The 16,515-nt window shown below is 30.2% G+C and carries 20 protein-coding genes and 2 pseudogenes; 13 read left to right on the forward strand and 9 right to left on the reverse strand.

Annotated features, from left to right (window positions below; translation table 11 throughout):
* The first annotated feature begins 75 nt into the window (after positions 1 to 75).
* From pepT to GCU34_RS13625, 3 genes are all read left to right on the forward strand, one after another.
* A complete protein-coding gene (gene pepT, locus GCU34_RS05780) occupies positions 76 to 1,314 on the forward strand; it encodes a peptidase T (protein ID WP_072785796.1) in 1,239 nt (412 codons plus the stop codon).
* Between the two features lie 356 nt (positions 1,315 to 1,670).
* Entirely contained in the window at positions 1,671 to 2,516 is an 846-nt protein-coding gene (locus GCU34_RS13620; RefSeq protein ID WP_227658746.1) for an oligogalacturonate lyase family protein, read from the forward strand.
* 191 nt (positions 2,517 to 2,707) lie between these two features.
* Positions 2,708 to 3,598: a M20/M25/M40 family metallo-hydrolase gene (locus tag GCU34_RS13625; protein WP_244889109.1), complete on the forward strand. Its 891-nt coding sequence runs from the start codon at positions 2,708 to 2,710 to the stop codon at positions 3,596 to 3,598.
* Between the two features lie 28 nt (positions 3,599 to 3,626).
* On the opposite strand, the gene GCU34_RS05790 is transcribed toward GCU34_RS13625, so the two are convergent.
* Complete coding sequence (locus tag GCU34_RS05790; RefSeq protein ID WP_072785798.1) at positions 3,627 to 4,256, reverse strand: hypothetical protein; 630 nt, start codon at positions 4,254 to 4,256, stop codon at positions 3,627 to 3,629.
* Positions 4,257 to 4,331: 75 nt separating this feature from the next.
* Here GCU34_RS05790 and GCU34_RS05795 point away from each other — a divergent pair, with 75 nt between their 5' ends.
* Together GCU34_RS05795 and GCU34_RS14210 are read left to right on the forward strand one after the other, a co-directional pair.
* The gene (locus GCU34_RS05795; protein ID WP_317162529.1) at positions 4,332 to 4,742 is read left to right on the forward strand and encodes a DUF1801 domain-containing protein; all 411 of its coding nucleotides are present in this window, start codon (positions 4,332 to 4,334) and stop codon (positions 4,740 to 4,742) included.
* Positions 4,715 to 4,912 carry a YdeI/OmpD-associated family protein gene (locus GCU34_RS14210; RefSeq protein ID WP_317162532.1) on the forward strand — a complete coding sequence of 66 codons (198 nt, stop codon included), beginning with the start codon at positions 4,715 to 4,717 and terminating at the stop codon, positions 4,910 to 4,912. The genes GCU34_RS05795 and GCU34_RS14210 overlap by 28 nt, the downstream gene beginning before the upstream one ends.
* A 91-nt stretch (positions 4,913 to 5,003) precedes the next feature.
* Here GCU34_RS14210 and yajC read toward each other — a convergent pair whose 3' ends face one another.
* The 4 genes from yajC to GCU34_RS05815 all read right to left on the reverse strand — a co-directional run bounded on the left by yajC (position 5,004) and on the right by GCU34_RS05815 (position 7,883).
* Positions 5,004 to 5,276, reverse strand: coding sequence for a preprotein translocase subunit YajC (gene yajC / locus GCU34_RS05800; protein ID WP_143146246.1), 273 nt, complete (start codon positions 5,274 to 5,276; stop codon positions 5,004 to 5,006).
* Between the two features lie 6 nt (positions 5,277 to 5,282).
* Positions 5,283 to 5,738, reverse strand: coding sequence for a DUF1573 domain-containing protein (locus GCU34_RS05805; RefSeq protein ID WP_072785800.1), 456 nt, complete (start codon positions 5,736 to 5,738; stop codon positions 5,283 to 5,285).
* A 16-nt stretch (positions 5,739 to 5,754) separates the two neighbouring features.
* Positions 5,755 to 6,696 (reverse strand): transcription antitermination factor NusB, encoded by a 942-nt coding sequence (gene nusB / locus GCU34_RS05810; protein ID WP_072785801.1) that lies wholly within the window; start codon positions 6,694 to 6,696, stop codon positions 5,755 to 5,757.
* Between the two features lie 80 nt (positions 6,697 to 6,776).
* Complete coding sequence (locus GCU34_RS05815; RefSeq protein WP_072785803.1) at positions 6,777 to 7,883, reverse strand: Glu/Leu/Phe/Val family dehydrogenase; 1,107 nt, start codon at positions 7,881 to 7,883, stop codon at positions 6,777 to 6,779.
* Positions 7,884 to 8,071: 188 nt separating this feature from the next.
* Here GCU34_RS05815 and GCU34_RS05820 point away from each other — a divergent pair, with 188 nt between their 5' ends.
* Both GCU34_RS05820 and GCU34_RS05825 read left to right on the forward strand, forming a co-directional pair.
* Positions 8,072 to 9,838, forward strand: a complete 1,767-nt coding sequence (locus GCU34_RS05820; protein WP_072785805.1) for an ABC transporter ATP-binding protein — start codon at positions 8,072 to 8,074, stop codon at positions 9,836 to 9,838.
* Between the two features lie 67 nt (positions 9,839 to 9,905).
* A complete protein-coding gene (locus GCU34_RS05825) occupies positions 9,906 to 10,271 on the forward strand; it encodes a PUR family DNA/RNA-binding protein (protein WP_072785807.1) in 366 nt (121 codons plus the stop codon).
* 92 nt (positions 10,272 to 10,363) lie between these two features.
* Here the strand turns inward: GCU34_RS05825 and GCU34_RS05830 are convergent, their stop codons facing one another.
* The gene (locus tag GCU34_RS05830) at positions 10,364 to 10,708 is read right to left on the reverse strand and encodes a tRNA-binding protein (RefSeq protein ID WP_072785809.1); all 345 of its coding nucleotides are present in this window, start codon (positions 10,706 to 10,708) and stop codon (positions 10,364 to 10,366) included.
* Between the two features lie 99 nt (positions 10,709 to 10,807).
* On the opposite strand from GCU34_RS05830, the gene GCU34_RS05835 reads away from it, so the two are divergent.
* Positions 10,808 to 11,368 carry a thioredoxin family protein gene (locus GCU34_RS05835; protein WP_072785811.1) on the forward strand — a complete coding sequence of 187 codons (561 nt, stop codon included), beginning with the start codon at positions 10,808 to 10,810 and terminating at the stop codon, positions 11,366 to 11,368.
* Between the two features lie 71 nt (positions 11,369 to 11,439).
* Here GCU34_RS05835 and GCU34_RS05840 read toward each other — a convergent pair whose 3' ends face one another.
* The 3 genes from GCU34_RS05840 to GCU34_RS05850 all read right to left on the reverse strand — a co-directional run bounded on the left by GCU34_RS05840 (position 11,440) and on the right by GCU34_RS05850 (position 13,328).
* Complete coding sequence (locus GCU34_RS05840; RefSeq protein WP_072785812.1) at positions 11,440 to 11,940, reverse strand: hypothetical protein; 501 nt, start codon at positions 11,938 to 11,940, stop codon at positions 11,440 to 11,442.
* A 46-nt stretch (positions 11,941 to 11,986) separates the two neighbouring features.
* Positions 11,987 to 12,298, reverse strand: a complete 312-nt coding sequence (locus GCU34_RS05845; RefSeq protein ID WP_072785814.1) for a c-type cytochrome — start codon at positions 12,296 to 12,298, stop codon at positions 11,987 to 11,989.
* A 97-nt stretch (positions 12,299 to 12,395) separates the two neighbouring features.
* Positions 12,396 to 13,328 carry a peptidylprolyl isomerase gene (locus tag GCU34_RS05850; RefSeq protein ID WP_072785815.1) on the reverse strand — a complete coding sequence of 311 codons (933 nt, stop codon included), beginning with the start codon at positions 13,326 to 13,328 and terminating at the stop codon, positions 12,396 to 12,398.
* A gap of 68 nt (positions 13,329 to 13,396) precedes the next feature.
* On the opposite strand from GCU34_RS05850, the pseudogene GCU34_RS05855 reads away from it, so the two are divergent.
* The 5 genes and pseudogenes from GCU34_RS05855 to trmD all read left to right on the forward strand — a co-directional run bounded on the left by GCU34_RS05855 (position 13,397) and on the right by trmD (position 16,501).
* Positions 13,397 to 14,193: pseudogene (locus tag GCU34_RS05855) on the forward strand (class I SAM-dependent methyltransferase).
* A gap of 3 nt (positions 14,194 to 14,196) precedes the next feature.
* Positions 14,197 to 14,915, forward strand: a pseudogene (locus tag GCU34_RS05860) (3-ketoacyl-ACP reductase).
* Positions 14,916 to 15,039: 124 nt separating this feature from the next.
* The gene (locus tag GCU34_RS05865) at positions 15,040 to 15,144 is read left to right on the forward strand and encodes a DUF1569 domain-containing protein (RefSeq protein WP_227658776.1); all 105 of its coding nucleotides are present in this window, start codon (positions 15,040 to 15,042) and stop codon (positions 15,142 to 15,144) included.
* A 186-nt stretch (positions 15,145 to 15,330) separates the two neighbouring features.
* Complete coding sequence (locus GCU34_RS05870) at positions 15,331 to 15,777, forward strand: hypothetical protein (protein ID WP_072785820.1); 447 nt, start codon at positions 15,331 to 15,333, stop codon at positions 15,775 to 15,777.
* A gap of 46 nt (positions 15,778 to 15,823) precedes the next feature.
* Positions 15,824 to 16,501 carry a tRNA (guanosine(37)-N1)-methyltransferase TrmD gene (gene trmD / locus GCU34_RS05875; protein WP_072785822.1) on the forward strand — a complete coding sequence of 226 codons (678 nt, stop codon included), beginning with the start codon at positions 15,824 to 15,826 and terminating at the stop codon, positions 16,499 to 16,501.
* Positions 16,502 to 16,515: the final 14 nt, after the last annotated feature.

Below are 16,515 nucleotides of genomic sequence, written 5' to 3' on the forward strand. Positions count from 1 at the left end.
AAACATTGTTTTAAGATTTTACAACTAGGTCATTTCTTTGATAAATAGTATCTTTGACAAAATTAAAATTAAAACATGCAAAAAATTATAGATAGATTTGTAAGTTACGTTACAATCGACACTGAATCTGATCCAAATTCATCAACAACTCCAAGTACAGCAAAACAATGGGATTTAGCTAATAAATTAGTTGAGGAACTTAAAGCAATAGGAATGGAAGACGTTACTATTGATGAAAATGCATACATAATGGCAACTTTACCAAGTAATGTAGAACATGAAGTTCCTACAATTGGTTTTGTTTCACATTTTGATACTACGCCAGATTTTACTGGAGCTAATGTAAAACCGCAAATTGTTGAAAATTATGATGGTGGAGATATTGTTTTAAATGCTGAGCATAACATTGTTTTATCGCCAAGTTATTTTGAAGATTTATTACTTTATAAAGGTCAAACTTTAATCACTACTGATGGAACAACACTTCTAGGTGCTGATGATAAAGCTGGAATTACAGAAATTATGTCGGCAATGGAATACTTAATCCAACATCCAGAAATTAAACACGGAAAAATTAGAGTTGGATTTACACCAGATGAAGAAATTGGTCGTGGCGCTCATAAATTTGATGTTGAAAAATTCGGTTGTGATTGGGCTTACACTATGGATGGAAGTCAAATTGGTGAATTAGAATATGAAAATTTCAATGCTGCAGGTGCAAAAATCATTTTTAAAGGTAAAAGTGTTCATCCAGGTTATGCAAAAGGGAAAATGATTAATTCAATGTTATTAGCAAATCGTTTTATTTCTTTATTACCTGAAAATGAAGTGCCAGAAAGAACTACAGGTTATGAAGGTTTTTTCCATGTACACCATTTAAATGGAAGTCTTGAAGAAACTGTTTTAGAATTAATTATTCGAGATCACGATAGAGAACATTTTGAAGCAAGAAAAGAATTAATCCATACTATTGCAGCTAAATTTAATGCAGAATATGCTAAACAATTTGGTGAAGATATTTGTATTGCTGAAGTAAAAGATCAATATTTCAACATGCGCGAAAAAGTAGAACCAGTTTTCCATATTGTAGAAATTGCTGAAGAAGCAATGAAAGAATTAGGAATTGAACCAATTATCAAACCAATTCGTGGTGGAACGGATGGTTCGCAATTATCATATATGGGATTACCTTGTCCAAATATTTTTGCTGGCGGACATAATTTCCACGGAAAATATGAATATGTTCCGGTTGAAAGTATGATTAAAGCAACTGAAGTAATTGTAAAGATAGCAGAGCTTACTGCAAAAAAATAAAAATTTAAAGAGCTTTTTTAAAGCTCTTTTTTTATATTTGAGAATATCGTTTTTAATATAAAAAGCATGCAAATATTGAAATCAAAAACTATTATTCTTGTCACATCACTTTTCTTTTTATTAGTAATGCGCAAGAAACAAACATAAAAAACTTAAAACAATTAACTTTTGGTGGAGATAATGCCGAAGCATATTTCAGCCCAAATGGAAAAAGCTTAACACTGCAAATTACAAATCCTCAATTTGGAATCGAATGTGATCAAATTTATAAGTTAGATTTAAATAAAGACAGTCATTCTCCTGAAGATTTACAATTAATTTCAACTGGATTAGGAAGAACAACTTGTTCGTTCTTTATGCCTGATGGGAAACATATTTTATATGCTTCAACTCATGAAGGCGGACATGCTTGTCCAGCCCCGCCAAAATCGACGGATGGAAAATACCTTTGGGCAGTTTATCCTGAATTTGATATTTACGTTGCCGATTTAAACGGAAAAGTGGTGAAACAATTAACAAATTCTCCAGGTTATGATGCAGAAGCTGTAGTTTCTCCTGATGGAAAGAAAATTGTTTTTACCAGCACGCGTAGTGGCGATTTAGAATTATGGATAATGGATATCGATGGTTCAAATTTAAAGCAATTAACTGATAGATTAGGTTATGATGGTGGTGCATTCTTTTCACACGATAGTAAAAAATTAGTTTTCCGTTCGTCTCGACCAAAAACAGCTGAAGCTATTGCTGAATACAAAGATTTGTTAAGCAAAAACTTAGTTGCGCCAACAGAAATGGAAATTTATACCATCAACATTGATGGAACAAACTTAAAACAAGTAACACATTTAGGAAAAGCAAATTGGGCGCCTTACTTCCACCCTTCTGATAAGAAAATTATCTTCTCGAGTAATCATCATTCTACAAGAGGTTACGATTTTCAATTGTTCATGATTGATGAAGATGGGAAAAATTTACGTCAAATTACATGGGAAAGTGAATTTAATGCGTTTCCAATGTTTTCTCCTGATGGAAAAAAATTAGTTTTCTCAAGTAATAGACAACAAAGTAAGCCAAGAGAAACTAATGTTTTTATTGCTGATTGGGTTGAAACAGATGAAAAAGAAGTCATAAACGACGCTAATTTAAAAGGTCATATCAAATATTTAGCTTCTGATGAATTAGAAGGTCGTTTAACAGGTTGAATTGGTGAAGAAAAAGCAGCAAATTACATCGCTACTGAGTTCAGAAAATTAGGATTAAAACCTTACGATAAAAGCTATACGCAAAAATTCAATTATAAAGTTCGATTAAACCCGCATGATAGCACCAGTGTTAAAGCTAATCACGGAATGAACGTAATTGGAGTGATAATAAAGCGAAGAAAACTATAGTAATTGGTGCGCATTACGATCATTTAGGACGAAATGAACACAATCACTCAACAAAACCAAATTCACACGGAGAAATTCATAATGGTGCTGACGATAATGCTTCTGGAGTTTCAGGAGTTTTAGAATTGGCTCGCATTTTGGCACAAAATAAATCTAAAGAAAAAGTAAATTATGTTTTTGCTCTATTTTCAGGAGAAGAAGACGGTTTAATTGGTTCAAAATTCATGGCAGAAACTTTAAAAGATAAATTTCCAAATGTAGTAGCTATGATTAATATGGACATGATTGGTCGTCTAAACGATAACAAAGCGTTGGTTGTTGGCGGTGTGGGTACAAGTCCAGTTTTTGAAAAAATAATCGAAAAGAACAAACCTGCAGGTTTTAATGTAACAATAGAAAACACTGGAATTGGCCCATCAGATCATACTTCATTCAATTTAAAAGATATTCCAGTATTGTTTTTCTTCACAGGAACTCACATGGATTATCACAAACCAAGTGATGATGAAGAAAAAATCAATTATTATGGTGTAAGAGCTATTGTTGATTACATTTTTAGAGTTACTAATGAAATTTCAAATACAAACGAAATTCCATTTACAAAAACTAAAGTAGAAGCTGGGAAAAAAGTTCCAACTTATAAAGTAACTTTAGGAATTATGCCTGATTATACCGATTATGGAGATGGCTTACATATTGATGGTGTTACTGATGATCGACCTGCTGCAAAGGCTGGAATACTTTCTGGTGATGTTTTAACTCAAATTGGCGATTGCAAAATAAAAGAAGTTTACAGTTACATGGATTGTCTATCAAAACTAAAAATTGGTGATGAACGAGAGATAACTGTTATTAGAAAAGGTGAAGAACTGAAATTTAAAGTTATATTTTAATAAAAAAGGAAGCTTTTAGCTTCCTTTTTTATTTTCTAACCATATCAACTTTTCCTTTTGAATCAATTGTTACTATTTCAGTTGTAGTTGTCGATTTGGTTAATTTCATTTCATCTGGAGTTCTCAAATAATTATTTTGAACCATTGTTTTATTAACAATTAAATTTCCATTTTCAATTTTAATATTTGTTTGTGTAATATCTTCATAAGCAGTTACAGGATCTTTCATATAGTTCAATTTATAACGATTTTCACCAATTACAAAACTATTCTTCCAAGTTCCATTAACATCATACATATCTATATTGTAATACGACTCTAAATGACCATCAGAATTGTATTTTGTTACAACGTAGTAAATTAAAAAAGTTAATTCGTTAAATTTAAATTTTCCAACAGAAAAATAACGTGAATTTGAGTTATAGTACTCTCCATTATCTTTAAATGTTTTTGTTATTTCTGATATTAATCCACCTTCATTTGGAACAAAATCTACTTCAACATCGTAAAGTTCGTCATGTCCAATTTTAGGATAATAATCTTTTGTAGTTTCATAAGGCAATTTTATTTCTTTAAACTCTTTTTCTAGTTTTGAAAAATTTTTTTGAGCAAAGCCAATGTTTGCCATAACTACAAAAAACAATACTATTTTTTTCATACTTTTACTATTATTGATTTGTTTTCAAAACTATTTTTAAATGACTTAGAAAACAATACGACAATTGCCTTATTTATGGAAGAAAAAAAGAAAAATCCTTGGAACAAAACCAATCAATGGAGTGAAGAATTAGATTTACTTCATAGTATTTTAAGAAAAACTCCTCTAGTCGAAATGACAAAATGGGGTGGTCCAACTTATACTTACAACGGTAAAAATGTGGTTGGAATTGGAGGATTTAAGTCGTATTTTGGAGTTTGGTTTTTTAATGGCGTTTTCCTTAAAGATGATAAAAATCTTTTGATTAATGCTAATGAAGGAACTACCAAATCTTTACGACAAATGCGATTTAATTCAAAAGAAGAAATTGATGAGAAAATAATCTTAGCTTACGTAACTGAAGCAATAGCTATTGAAGAAAAAGGATTGGCAATAAAAAAGAGAAAAAAGAAACTGTTATTTCTGAGTTTTTTGAAAATTTTCTAAATGAAAATTCAGTTTTAAAAAAGCAATTTGAAAGCCTTTCTCCTTATAAACAAAGAGAATATTTAGAATTTATTGATACTGCTAAACAAGAAAAAACAAAACTATCCCGACTAGAAAAAATAAAACCTTTACTTGTTGAAGGTAAAGGTCTTAATGATAAATATCGTTAATTTTTCTTTGTCATTCTGAATGAAGTGAAGAATCTTTTTACTAAAATTATGAGATTTCTCGACTTCGCTCGAAATGACATAGATTAACTTGTTATTTCTTCTCGTTTAATTTAGCACTCATTTCCATTGAAATTGCTGACTTTTCCATTTTAATTTTTCCTGCCATAGTTTCGATAACTACAGTCGAATCTGCCATTTCAGCTATTTTCCCATGAATTCCAGCTTTGGTAATAATTTTATCACCAACTTTTAAAGCGGCTTCAAATGCTTTTTCTTTTTTAACTCGTTGTTGTTGTGGACGTATTAATAAAAAATAGAAAATTGCTACCATAAGTAACAACTGACCTATCATCATTGGACTCATAATCTATTATTGTTTTGGATTAACATTTGCTTTAATTGAAAAGGCTTCGCTACCATTTTCAGTATTTGTTGTTAGGGTAACCGTTTTGTTTTGTTGCCCTGATTTACCAGCTGAATTAAAAGAAACTTTTATAGGTGCAGATTCTCCTGGTTTAATTGGTTGTTTAGGATAATCTGGAACTGTACAACCACAACTTGCTTTAGCATCTGAAATTAATAAATCAGATTCTCCATTATTTGTAACTGTAAATTCTGTTTCAACAACATCTCCTTCTGTAATTGTCCCAAAATCATATTCTGCTTTATCAAAAGATACTTTTGGCAATTTAGTAGCTAATTCTTTTGCTGTCTCTACTGCTTTAATATCTTCTTCAGTAATTTTACTTTTAGCAGCATCATTACAAGATACTAAACCAATAATTAATGAAAACGATGCGATTGATAATAAGTTTCTTCTTTTCATTTTTTTATTTTTAAATTTATAATAAACCTCTTCCCGCTTTATTTAAACGGTTTTCATTTTTAAATTCTTTTACAAGATTATCTAAAATTCCGTTTATAAAAATACTACTTTTTGGTGTAGAATACTCTTTGGCAATTTCTAAATATTCGTTAATTGTTACTTTTACCGGAATTGATGGGAACTTTAACAATTCGCAAATTGCCATTTTTAAAATAATAGTATCCATTTCTGCAATACGTTCAGCATCCCAATTCGGAGTTTTATCTATATATTCCTTAGAAAGTTCTTGCTCATTTAAAACCGTTTTTCTAAATAAACTTTTCACGAAATCTTTATCGTCTTCGTCTTTGTATAAAGCTGAAACTCTAAAAATATCATCTTCCGATTTTAAACTTTTAATTTGTTTTAAAATTAAAGTATTTACAGAAGCTAAATCGTCTACCCAGGTTAACTTATAATCTTCGATATAATCATAAAGTTTTTCATTTGGCGCAATAACTTCCGAAAATAAATCGGCTACAAAATATTTATCATCATTAAAATTACTTTCCGTTTTGCTCATGTAATCTTGATAAATAGTACTTGCTTTTACTTCTTCTAATAAAAGTAAAATAATATCATCATTGCGTTTCCAGTTAGAAATACTATTTTCTTCTAAAGCATTTTCGATATTACCTGAATTAACTAATAATCGTAAAACTTTATTATTGATAAATTTTTTGTTTGGATTGCGTTCTTCTTTTGTTGCTAAATGCTTTTTAGAAGCCAAATCAAGATATTCTTCTTCTTTGTTACGAATTTCTATTAATGCTGCAACCAATAACAAGTAGAGATCTTGCATGTTTTCAATACTTTGAAATAAGAATTTTTCTTCCTTTTCAAGATTATCTGATTCGTGTTGATGCATGGCATAAATGCTTTGCATTACTTTAATTCGTATATGTCTTCTGTTTAACATACTTACTTTAAGAACTTTAAAAAATTAAGAAAGCGAAAGATTACTCTTTCGCTTTGCAAAAATACAATATTATTTAAAAATTACTTGTTTTGTAATTCATTTTTTCTGTCTTCAATTCGCTTTTGAGCTATTGATAATGCAGCAGCATGTGTTGTTACATTATTTTTATCAGCAAAATCAAAAATTTCTAAAGCAGTATTGTAAATGTTTTCAGTTTTCTCCATTACTTGAGCTTTTGTCAAGTTCGCTAATTCTGAATATACATTAATTACACCACCTGCATTAATTAAGAAATCTGGCGCATATAAAATTCCTTTTTCCTTAAGAATTTTACCATGTTTTAATTCATTTGCTAATTGGTTATTTGCAGCACCTGCAATTACTTTTGCTTGAATTTTATCAATGGTGTCGTCATTAATAGTAGCACCTAAAGCACAAGGAGCATAAATATCAACATCGGCAGCATATAAATCGGCTCCTGTAAAGATTTTCGCACCATATTTTGAACCAACTTGGTGTACTCTATCTTCGTTGATATCAGTAATTGAAACAATAGCACCACTTTCTGTTAAGTGTTGTACTAAAACCTCACCTACGTGACCAATTCCTTGAACTAAAACGCTTTTTCCTTCTAAATTATCAGAACCAAATTTGTACTTAGCTGCAGCTTTCATTCCCATAAAAACTCCGTAAGCTGTAACAGGAGAAGGGTTACCTGAACCACCTCTTTCTACTGAAATTCCAGCAACATGCTTTGTAACATTATTTACAATATCCATGTCTTTAGTCTCCATTCCTACGTCTTCAGCTGTAATATATTTTCCTGATAAAGAATCAACAAACTGACCGAAACGAGTCATTAATTCAGGAGTTTTTTCAGTTTTAGCATCACCTATAATAACAGCTTTACCTCCACCTAAATTTAATCCAGAAATTGAATTTTTAAAAGTCATTCCACGAGATAAACGCAAAACATCGTTTAATGCTTCCCACTCGTTTGTATATTTCCACATTCTAGTTCCACCTAATGCTGGACCTAAAACGGTATTATGTATACCGATAATTGCTTTTAAACCTGTATCTTTGTCGTAGCAAAATACAACTTGCTCATGACCGTCAAAAGACACTTGACCAAAAACCGGATCTACTTTGTGAAGCTCACTAGTAGTTAATAAATCTGCTGTCATGCTGTAAAATTTTGAAAATTATTCAATAAATGTATGCAATATTACGAATAAATTTAATTTGTTTCAATTTTTTATATTTTTTTAATAATATGACAATACAAATCATGATGTTAATATTAACCAAAAGTTCATTTTTGTTGGGCTTTAATTTATAATTTTACTAAAAAATTGCTTTTTTATCTACATAAATGAAAGAATTACAATATTTAAATAAATATCTCCTCAAATATAAATTCCGCTTTTTATTTGGGATTTTGATTACAATTGTTGCCCAAATCATAAAACTATTTGTTCCTGAGTACATTGGAGATTCAATTGCTTTGGTACAAAAGTTTATAGAAAACTCTCAAACCAATACAAGCGAACTTTTTTCTGCAATCTTAGAAAAATTTATCTGGGTTTTAGTGGTAACTATTGTTGCAGGTTTTTTTACTTTTTTAATGCGTCAAACCTTAATTGTAATGTCGCGTTATGTTGAGTTTGATTTAAAAAATGAAGTTTACAAACATTATCAAGTTTTATCGCAAAGTTTTTATAAGCGCAATAGAACTGGAGATTTAATGAATCGTATTAGTGAAGATGTTAGTAAAGTGAGAATGTATGTTGGTCCGGCTGTAATGTATTCCATCAATACCTTTATAACGTTTGTAACAGTAATTGTTTACATGTACAACATTTCTCCTCGATTAACTATTTATTCATTATTGCCATTACCGCTATTATCTTATGGGATTTTCAAAATAAGTTCGGAAATTCATAAAAGAAGTGGAGCATTTCAAAAGAATTTATCGACGCTTTCTTCATTTGCACAAGAAATGTTTTCTGGAATTAGAGTTATCAAAGCTTATGCTATCGAACCTCAAAAACTAAATGAATTTGGGGAACTTACCGTAGACAGCAAAAAAAAGGCTATGGACCTAGCGAAAGTGAACTCGCTTTTTGGTCCCTTAATGATATTGTTAATTGGCTTGAGTAATTTAGTTGTAATTTACTTTGGTGGTTTAATGTATATGGAAGGAAGTACAGAAATTAACGACCTTGGAAAGATTGCCCAATTTATGCTATACATTAATATGCTAACTTGGCCAGTTGCTTCATTAGGTTGGGTTTCTTCTTTAATTCAAGAAGCAGAAGCTTCACAAGAACGAATTAATGAATTTTTAAAAGAACAACCTGATATTAAAAATAATAATCCTGAATCTTCTCATATAAGCGGAAAAATCGAATTTAACAATGTAAGCTTCACTTATGACGATACTAATATTGAAGCTTTAAAAAACATTTGTTTTACAGTAAATAAAGGAGAAACGTTAGGTATTTTAGGAAAAACAGGTTCTGGTAAATCAAGTATTTTATCACTTATCAGTCGCTTGTATGATACTACAAGTGGAGACATATTTATTGACAACCAAAATATTAAAAATTTAAACTTATACAGTTTAAGAGATGCCATCAGTGTTGTTCCGCAAGATGCCTTTTTGTTTTCCGATTCAATTAAAAACAACATCAAATTTGGTAAAGAAGATGCAACGGATGAAGAAATTGAAGATGTTGCAAAAAAAGCTTTGGTTCACCATAACATTATGGAATTTACTAACAAATATGATACTGTTTTAGGCGAAAGAGGAATTACATTATCTGGCGGACAAAAACAACGTGTTTCAATCGCAAGGGCTTTAATTAAAAATGCTCCTGTTTTACTTTTAGACGATTGCTTAAGCGCTGTAGATACAGAAACCGAAGAAGCTATTTTAAATAATTTAACAGAATTTTGTAAAGACAAAACAACACTAATTGTTAGTCATAGAATTTCATCTGTTAAAAATGCAGATAAAATTATAATTCTAGACGATGGTAAAATAATACAGCAAGGAACTCATAATCAATTATTAGACGAAGAAGGATATTACAAAGAATTATATTTAAAACAATTGTCTGAAAAAGAAATTGTATAAAAAATTGGTTTATAATTTTTTTTTTAGATTTTTGAAACACTAAAACCACTAATTGAAAGATTGGATTATGAGAGAAAATGAAATGTTAGAAAAAGAAGAAATCTTTTCTAAAGTATTAAGAGCTGGTAGAAGAACATATTTTTTTGATGTAAGATCTACAAAAGCAGACGATTACTACATTACAATTACTGAAAGCAAAAAATTTACTGAAGAAGATGGTTCTTACCACTTTAAAAAACACAAAATTTATTTATACAAAGAAGATTTTGCTGCTTTCCAAGAGATTTTAACTGAAATGACTGATTTTGTAGTTTCTCAAAAAGGAGAAGAAGTAATTTCAGAAAGACATCAAAAAGATTTTAAAAGAGAAAGTTATTCTACTGAAGGTTCTTCAACAGAAAGCTTTACCGATATTAGTTTTGAAGATATTTAATTGAAACTTAAATATAAAAAAGTCCAACAATTGTTGGACTTTTTTATTTTAGAATCTGAAACAAGTTCAGATTGACAAAATATTTATAGCTTTTATGCCATTCTTAAACCGTTTTCTACTTTAAAATTAGGCGAAAGTAATACTACATCTTTATCGTCGCCTACAATTCCTAAAACTAGACATTCACTCATAAACTTGCCAATTTGCTTTTTAGGAAAATTTACAACCGCAATTATTTGTTTTCCAATTAACGCTTCCTTTTGATAGCGTTTTGTAATTTGTGCCGATGATTTTTTAATTCCTATTTCTGCACCAAAATCTATATGTAATTGATAAGCTGGATTTCTTGCTTCTGGAAAATCATTTACTTCCAAAATAGTTCCTACCCTTATATCTATTTTTTCAAAATCTTGCCAAGTTATTTCTTCTTTTATCATGATTCCTTTTTTATTCAAATTTAAGAAAATTCATCGCTTTTGTAACATTCTCTATACAATTTCGTATAACAACTATAACTTCTAATTTCCAAACCAAAAATGGCGCAAACTCCATCAAATATGTTAGCTCTTGGAACAAAAGCTCCTGATTTTAATTTACCAGCAACTAATTTTAATCAACATTTTTCATTTAAAAATATAAAAGGTAACAAAGGAACACTAGTAATCTTTATTTGCAATCATTGTCCGTTTGTGCTACATGTTATTGAAGAAATTGTAATGATTGCGAACGATTATCGCGTTCAAGGAATTGGTGTAGTTGCAATTTCAAGCAATGATGTGGTGAAATATCCACAAGATGCACCTGATAAAATGGCAGATTTTGCATTGGAACAAAAAATAGATTTCCCTTATTTGTTTGACGAAACGCAAGAAGTTGCCAAAGCTTATGATGCCGCTTGTACACCGGATTTTTATTTATTTGACAATCAAGATAAACTAGTTTATCGTGGACAATTAGACGATTCTCGTCCAGCAAATGGTATTCCAGTTTCGGGAAGTGATTTGCGTAATGCAATTGATGCTATTATTTACAATAGAAAGATAAATGATATTCAAAAACCAAGTATTGGTTGTAATATTAAATGGAAGTCTTCTTAGAGTTCAGTATCCAGTTTTCAATATCTGGTCGCTGTAGACCTTAATAAGCAAAGTTTACATTTAAACTACGATTATTTCCTCTCCAAAACTACTTCAACTGGACTATTTGTTCTTCTACCGAACATTTTAGCTTTTTCATTTTCTGAAGAACATAAAATATAAAGATTAAAACTTTGTAAAGGAAGAATTTGAGTTTTATAAAGTCCATTAACATCTTCAATCTTTACACTAAAGTTTTCAATTGGAAATGTATTATTAACAGACAAAAAATATTGGTCTTGAGCATAAGGAAAGAAGTAACGTTCTTTTTCGCTTTCCTTACTAATCAAGTAATTTTGAGTAAACAAAAGCGGTTTATTGGCGTTATTCCAACTGTATTTATTATTGATATTTAAAACCTCAACATTATTTTCATCAACAATTGAAATTTTAAGGTTTTTAATATTTTCTGTTTTGCCATTTTCGTGAACATCTACTACAATGTAAGATGTAAAATCATATCCACAATGCGGTATTTGTCCTATTGAAAAAATAGAAAAAAGAGGAAAGAGGAAAGAAAATAGATTCTTCATATAAAAAATTGACTCGCATTTATTGATATACCACGAGTTTTAAAAATTATTTCATCGTTACATAGTTGTAAACTAACTCACGTTCTTCATCAGAAATTTTAGCTTTTTTTTGCATGCGTAACATAATGGGTTGCCATTCTTCAACTGTAAAATCTTCAACTGCTGGAAGTTTATGACATCTTCCACATTTTCCTTCATAAATAGATTTCCCTTGAGCTAACTCGGGAGTTAATTCTACAACCTCTAATACAGCAATAGGTTTTGTTTTTGTTTCCGTTTTAGCAACGGCATTTTTACTAGAAGAACATGATGCTAGTAATGTTAAATCTACAATAATGCTTAATAATTTAGTTCTCATAGTTTATTGATTTGGGTAAAAATAGTTATTTTCAAAACAAAAAATCCCAAAATATAAAATTTTGGGATTTAATTTATCATTTAAAATAGTTTTAAAACTATTTCACGTCCATTAATTCAACATCGAAAACTAAAGTTGCATTTGGAGGAATTACACCACCAGCACCTCTACTTCCATACCCTAAGTAAGACGGAATCACAAAACGAGCTTTATCACCTACTTTTAAAAGAGCAATACCTTCGTCCCATCCTTCAATTACTTGACCAACTCCTAAAGTAAAATCAATTGGTTGTTTTCTTTTGTATGATGAATCAAAAACTTGTCCGTTTTCTAATGCACCTTGATAGTGAACTGATACTTTTTTACCTTTTTCAGCTTGTTTACCACTTCCTTTTTGAATGATTTGGTAACGTAAACCACTTTCTGTTTTTTGGAAACCAGCAGCTAATTTTTCTAAAGCTTCTTCAGCTAATCTTTTTTGTTCAGCAATTCTTTTTTCTCTAGAACCTTCAAAAGTTCTGAAAGCTTCAATTGCGTTCCAGTTTTTAGCCTCATCTCCTACTCTAACAATTTCGATAGATTCTATAGCATCTCCTTGAGCGATTGCATCTACAACATCTTGTCCTTCAACAACATGTCCAAAAACAGTATGTTTTCCATCTAACCAACCTGTTTCAACATGAGTAATAAAAAATTGAGAACCATTAGTTCCTGGTCCAGCATTTGCCATAGATAAAACTCCTGGTCCATCATGTCTTAATTCTGGATGAAACTCATCATCAAAGTTGTAACCAGGTCCACCTGTTCCTTGCCCTTGAGGACAACCTCCTTGAATCATAAAATCAGGAATAACACGGTGAAATTTTAATCCATCATAGTAAGGTTTTCCCATTGGACGAGCCGAATTCTCTAATTGTCCTTCTGCTAAACCAACAAAGTTACCAACAGTTCCTGGTGTTTTATCGTGAGTTAATTTAACCAAAATACTACCTTTTGGTGTATTAAATTTTGCGTAAATTCCGTCTTGCATCGTTTTAATAATTAAATTTGAATGCAAAATTACGATTTTCTATTCAAAATAGAACATATTAAAATATAATGGATAACGAAAAGTATTTTGAAATCAACAAACAAACCTGGGATAATAAAGTTCCCATTCATCTAGATTCTGAATTTTACGATCAAAAAGTTTTTTAAATGGTAAAAATTCTCTTCCTGAAATCGATATTAACTTATTAGGAAATATCAAGGATAAATCCATTTTGCATTTACAATGCCACTTCGGTCAAGATTCTATTTCTATGGCTCGAATGGGTGCAAAAGTTACCGGAATCGATTTATCTGACAAAGCAATTGAAGAAGCTCAAAAAATAAATTCAGCTTTAAATCTCGATGCAAAATTCGTTTGTTGTAACGTTTATGACACGCTAGAGCAAATTGATGAACAATTTGACATTGTTTACACAAGTTATGGCGTTATTGGTTGGTTACCCGATTTAGACAAATGGGCTAACATAATTTCAAAAAGTTTAAAACCTGGCGGAAAATTAATTTTTGTAGAATTTCACCCTTTTGTTTGGATGTTTGATGATAATTTTAAAGAAATAAAATATCATTATCATAATGAAAGACCCATTATAGAAGAATATTCAGGAACATATGCCAACAAAGAAGCCGATATAAAAACAGATTATGTGGGTTGGAATCATTCTTTATCAGAAATATTTACAAGTTTCATCAAACACGGGCTTGAAATTCAACATTTCGAAGAATATGATTATTCGCCTTACAACTGTTTCAATGAAACAATAGAATTTGAAAAAGGAAAATATAGAATTAAGCATTTTGGAAACAAAATTCCGATGCTATTCAGTTTAATTGTAAATAAAAAATAATTTATGGAAAATTTAAAAGGTAAAAAAGCAATCATAACGGGCGGTAGTAGAGGTTTAGGAAAAGCTACGGCAATAGCACTTGCAAAAGAAGGAGTTGATGTAGCCATAACAGGAAGAAATGAAGAACAATTAGTTGCTACGGTTAACGAACTAAAAAGCTTAGGTGTTAACGCAACTTATGCCGTTTTTGATGTTGGAAACTATGAAGAAGTAAAAAAAGGAATTCAATCTATTTTTACATCATTTGAAACAATTGACATCTTAATCAATAATGCTGGAATTGCTGCTTTTGGCTCGTTTAACGAAATGGATGTTACTACTTGGTCAAACATTATTCAAACAAACGTAATGGGAATGTATTATGTTACTAAAGAAGTGCTTCCTCATTTAATTGCTAAAAATCAAGGCGATATTATCAATATATCTTCAACAGCAGGATTAACAGGAAATCCAAATACTTCTGCTTATTCAGCATCTAAATTTGCTGTAATAGGATTATCAGAAGCTTTAATGAAAGAAGTGCGTAAGAATAATATTCGTGTTTGTACTTTAACGCCAAGTACAATTGCTTCAGATATGTCTATTTCGTTAGGAATTGCAAAAAAGAAGATGTAGAAACAGTTTTACAACCAGAAGATTTTGCAGAACTTATTGTTGCAAGTTTAAAATTACCACGAAGAGCCATGTTAAAAGGCGCTTCATTATGGTCTACAAATCCATAATTTTAAAATATTCTTATCAAATCCATAAGTCAGTACACTTTCTTTCTTATGGATTTTTTTATTATTTTTATTTCGACCAAAACAAATAATTTAAAGAAGATTTGCTTCTGAAGGTCACGGAGCCATTAAAAATCAAACACATCCTTTTTTTGGCAAAATGAGTTATAACGAATGGGATAAATTACATTATATGCATTTAGATCATCATTTAAAACAGTTTAATGTTTAATCCATTAATAAACAATAATTTACATAACATCATCTGAATTTTACGACTTTCATCGATTTTTTATAGTTAATTAACTAATATTCAATATTTTCACTTTCCAATTTTTCAAAAAAATTAGAATTCCAAATTCTACGTCATAGAATGCTTTAGTTGTTTAAATATTGTTTGACTATAAAAAAATGGCTTATGAAAAGTATTTACAATTCTTATGACACTCGTGAATTAATTGAAAGAATTGATTTGCTTGAGGAAAATTCTAAAACTTTAGATGGAAAATTAACTGCTGAAATGCTTTACCGACAAATGCTCATTGAATTAGATATTGCTTTTGGAAAACAAGACATCAAAGTAAGTGGATTAAAAAAGTCATTGAGTGTTGTTTTTAAAAATTATTTTATAAAAAATGCGCTCACTCAAGAAAGTCACGATTATTACTACAGAAAATCACCAAAAGAATTGAATACTTTGGAATTAAAACTTGAGGTAATCCAAAAAATAAATCGAATTGGCAATCAAGGTAAACACGCCATTATGAAAATGCATCATCCTTTTTGGGGAAAAATGACTTATCACGATTGGGATAAATTTGTTTGGGATTACATGGATAATCATTTAAAACAATTTGGTGTATAGGCATATCAATCAATTATTATAAATTTGCATCGAAAACATTTTTAGAATGCGAATTGATATCATTACCGTTTTACCCGATTTATTAAGAAGTCCATTTGAAGGTTCAATTATGAAAAGAGCCATACAAAAAGGCTTAGTGGAAGTACATTTTCACAATTTAAGAGATTACAGCACTAATAAACACAAAAATGTTGATGATTATCAATTTGGTGGGGGTGCTGGAATGGTGATGATGATAGAACCTATTGATTTATGCATTTCTAAATTGAAAAGTGAGCGTAAATACGACGAGGTTATTTACATGACACCTGACGGCAAAACTTTAAACCAAAAAATGGCAAACTCTATGTCAATGCTTGAGAATATTATAATCTTGTGCGGACATTATAAAGGAGTCGATCAACGCGTTCGCGACATGCACATTACTAAAGAAATTTCGATAGGAGATTATGTATTAAGTGGAGGTGAAATTGGTGCTATTGTTTTTTGCGATGCTTTAATTCGATTAATTCCCGGAGTATTAAGTGATGAAACTTCTGCTTTAACAGATAGTTTTCAAGATAATTTACTATCGCATCCTATTTATACAAGACCTGCAGAATATAAAGGTTTAAAAGTACCTGATATTTTATTAAGCGGAAATTTTCCTGAAATTGAAAAATGGCGCGAACAAAAAGCTTATGAACATACAAAAGAAAGAAGACCCGATTTATTAGAAGATTAATTCTGTAAATATAA

The sequence above is a fragment of the Flavobacterium haoranii genome (assembly GCF_009363055.1).
In the GTDB taxonomy this organism is placed as follows: Bacteria; Bacteroidota; Bacteroidia; order Flavobacteriales; family Flavobacteriaceae; genus Flavobacterium; species Flavobacterium haoranii.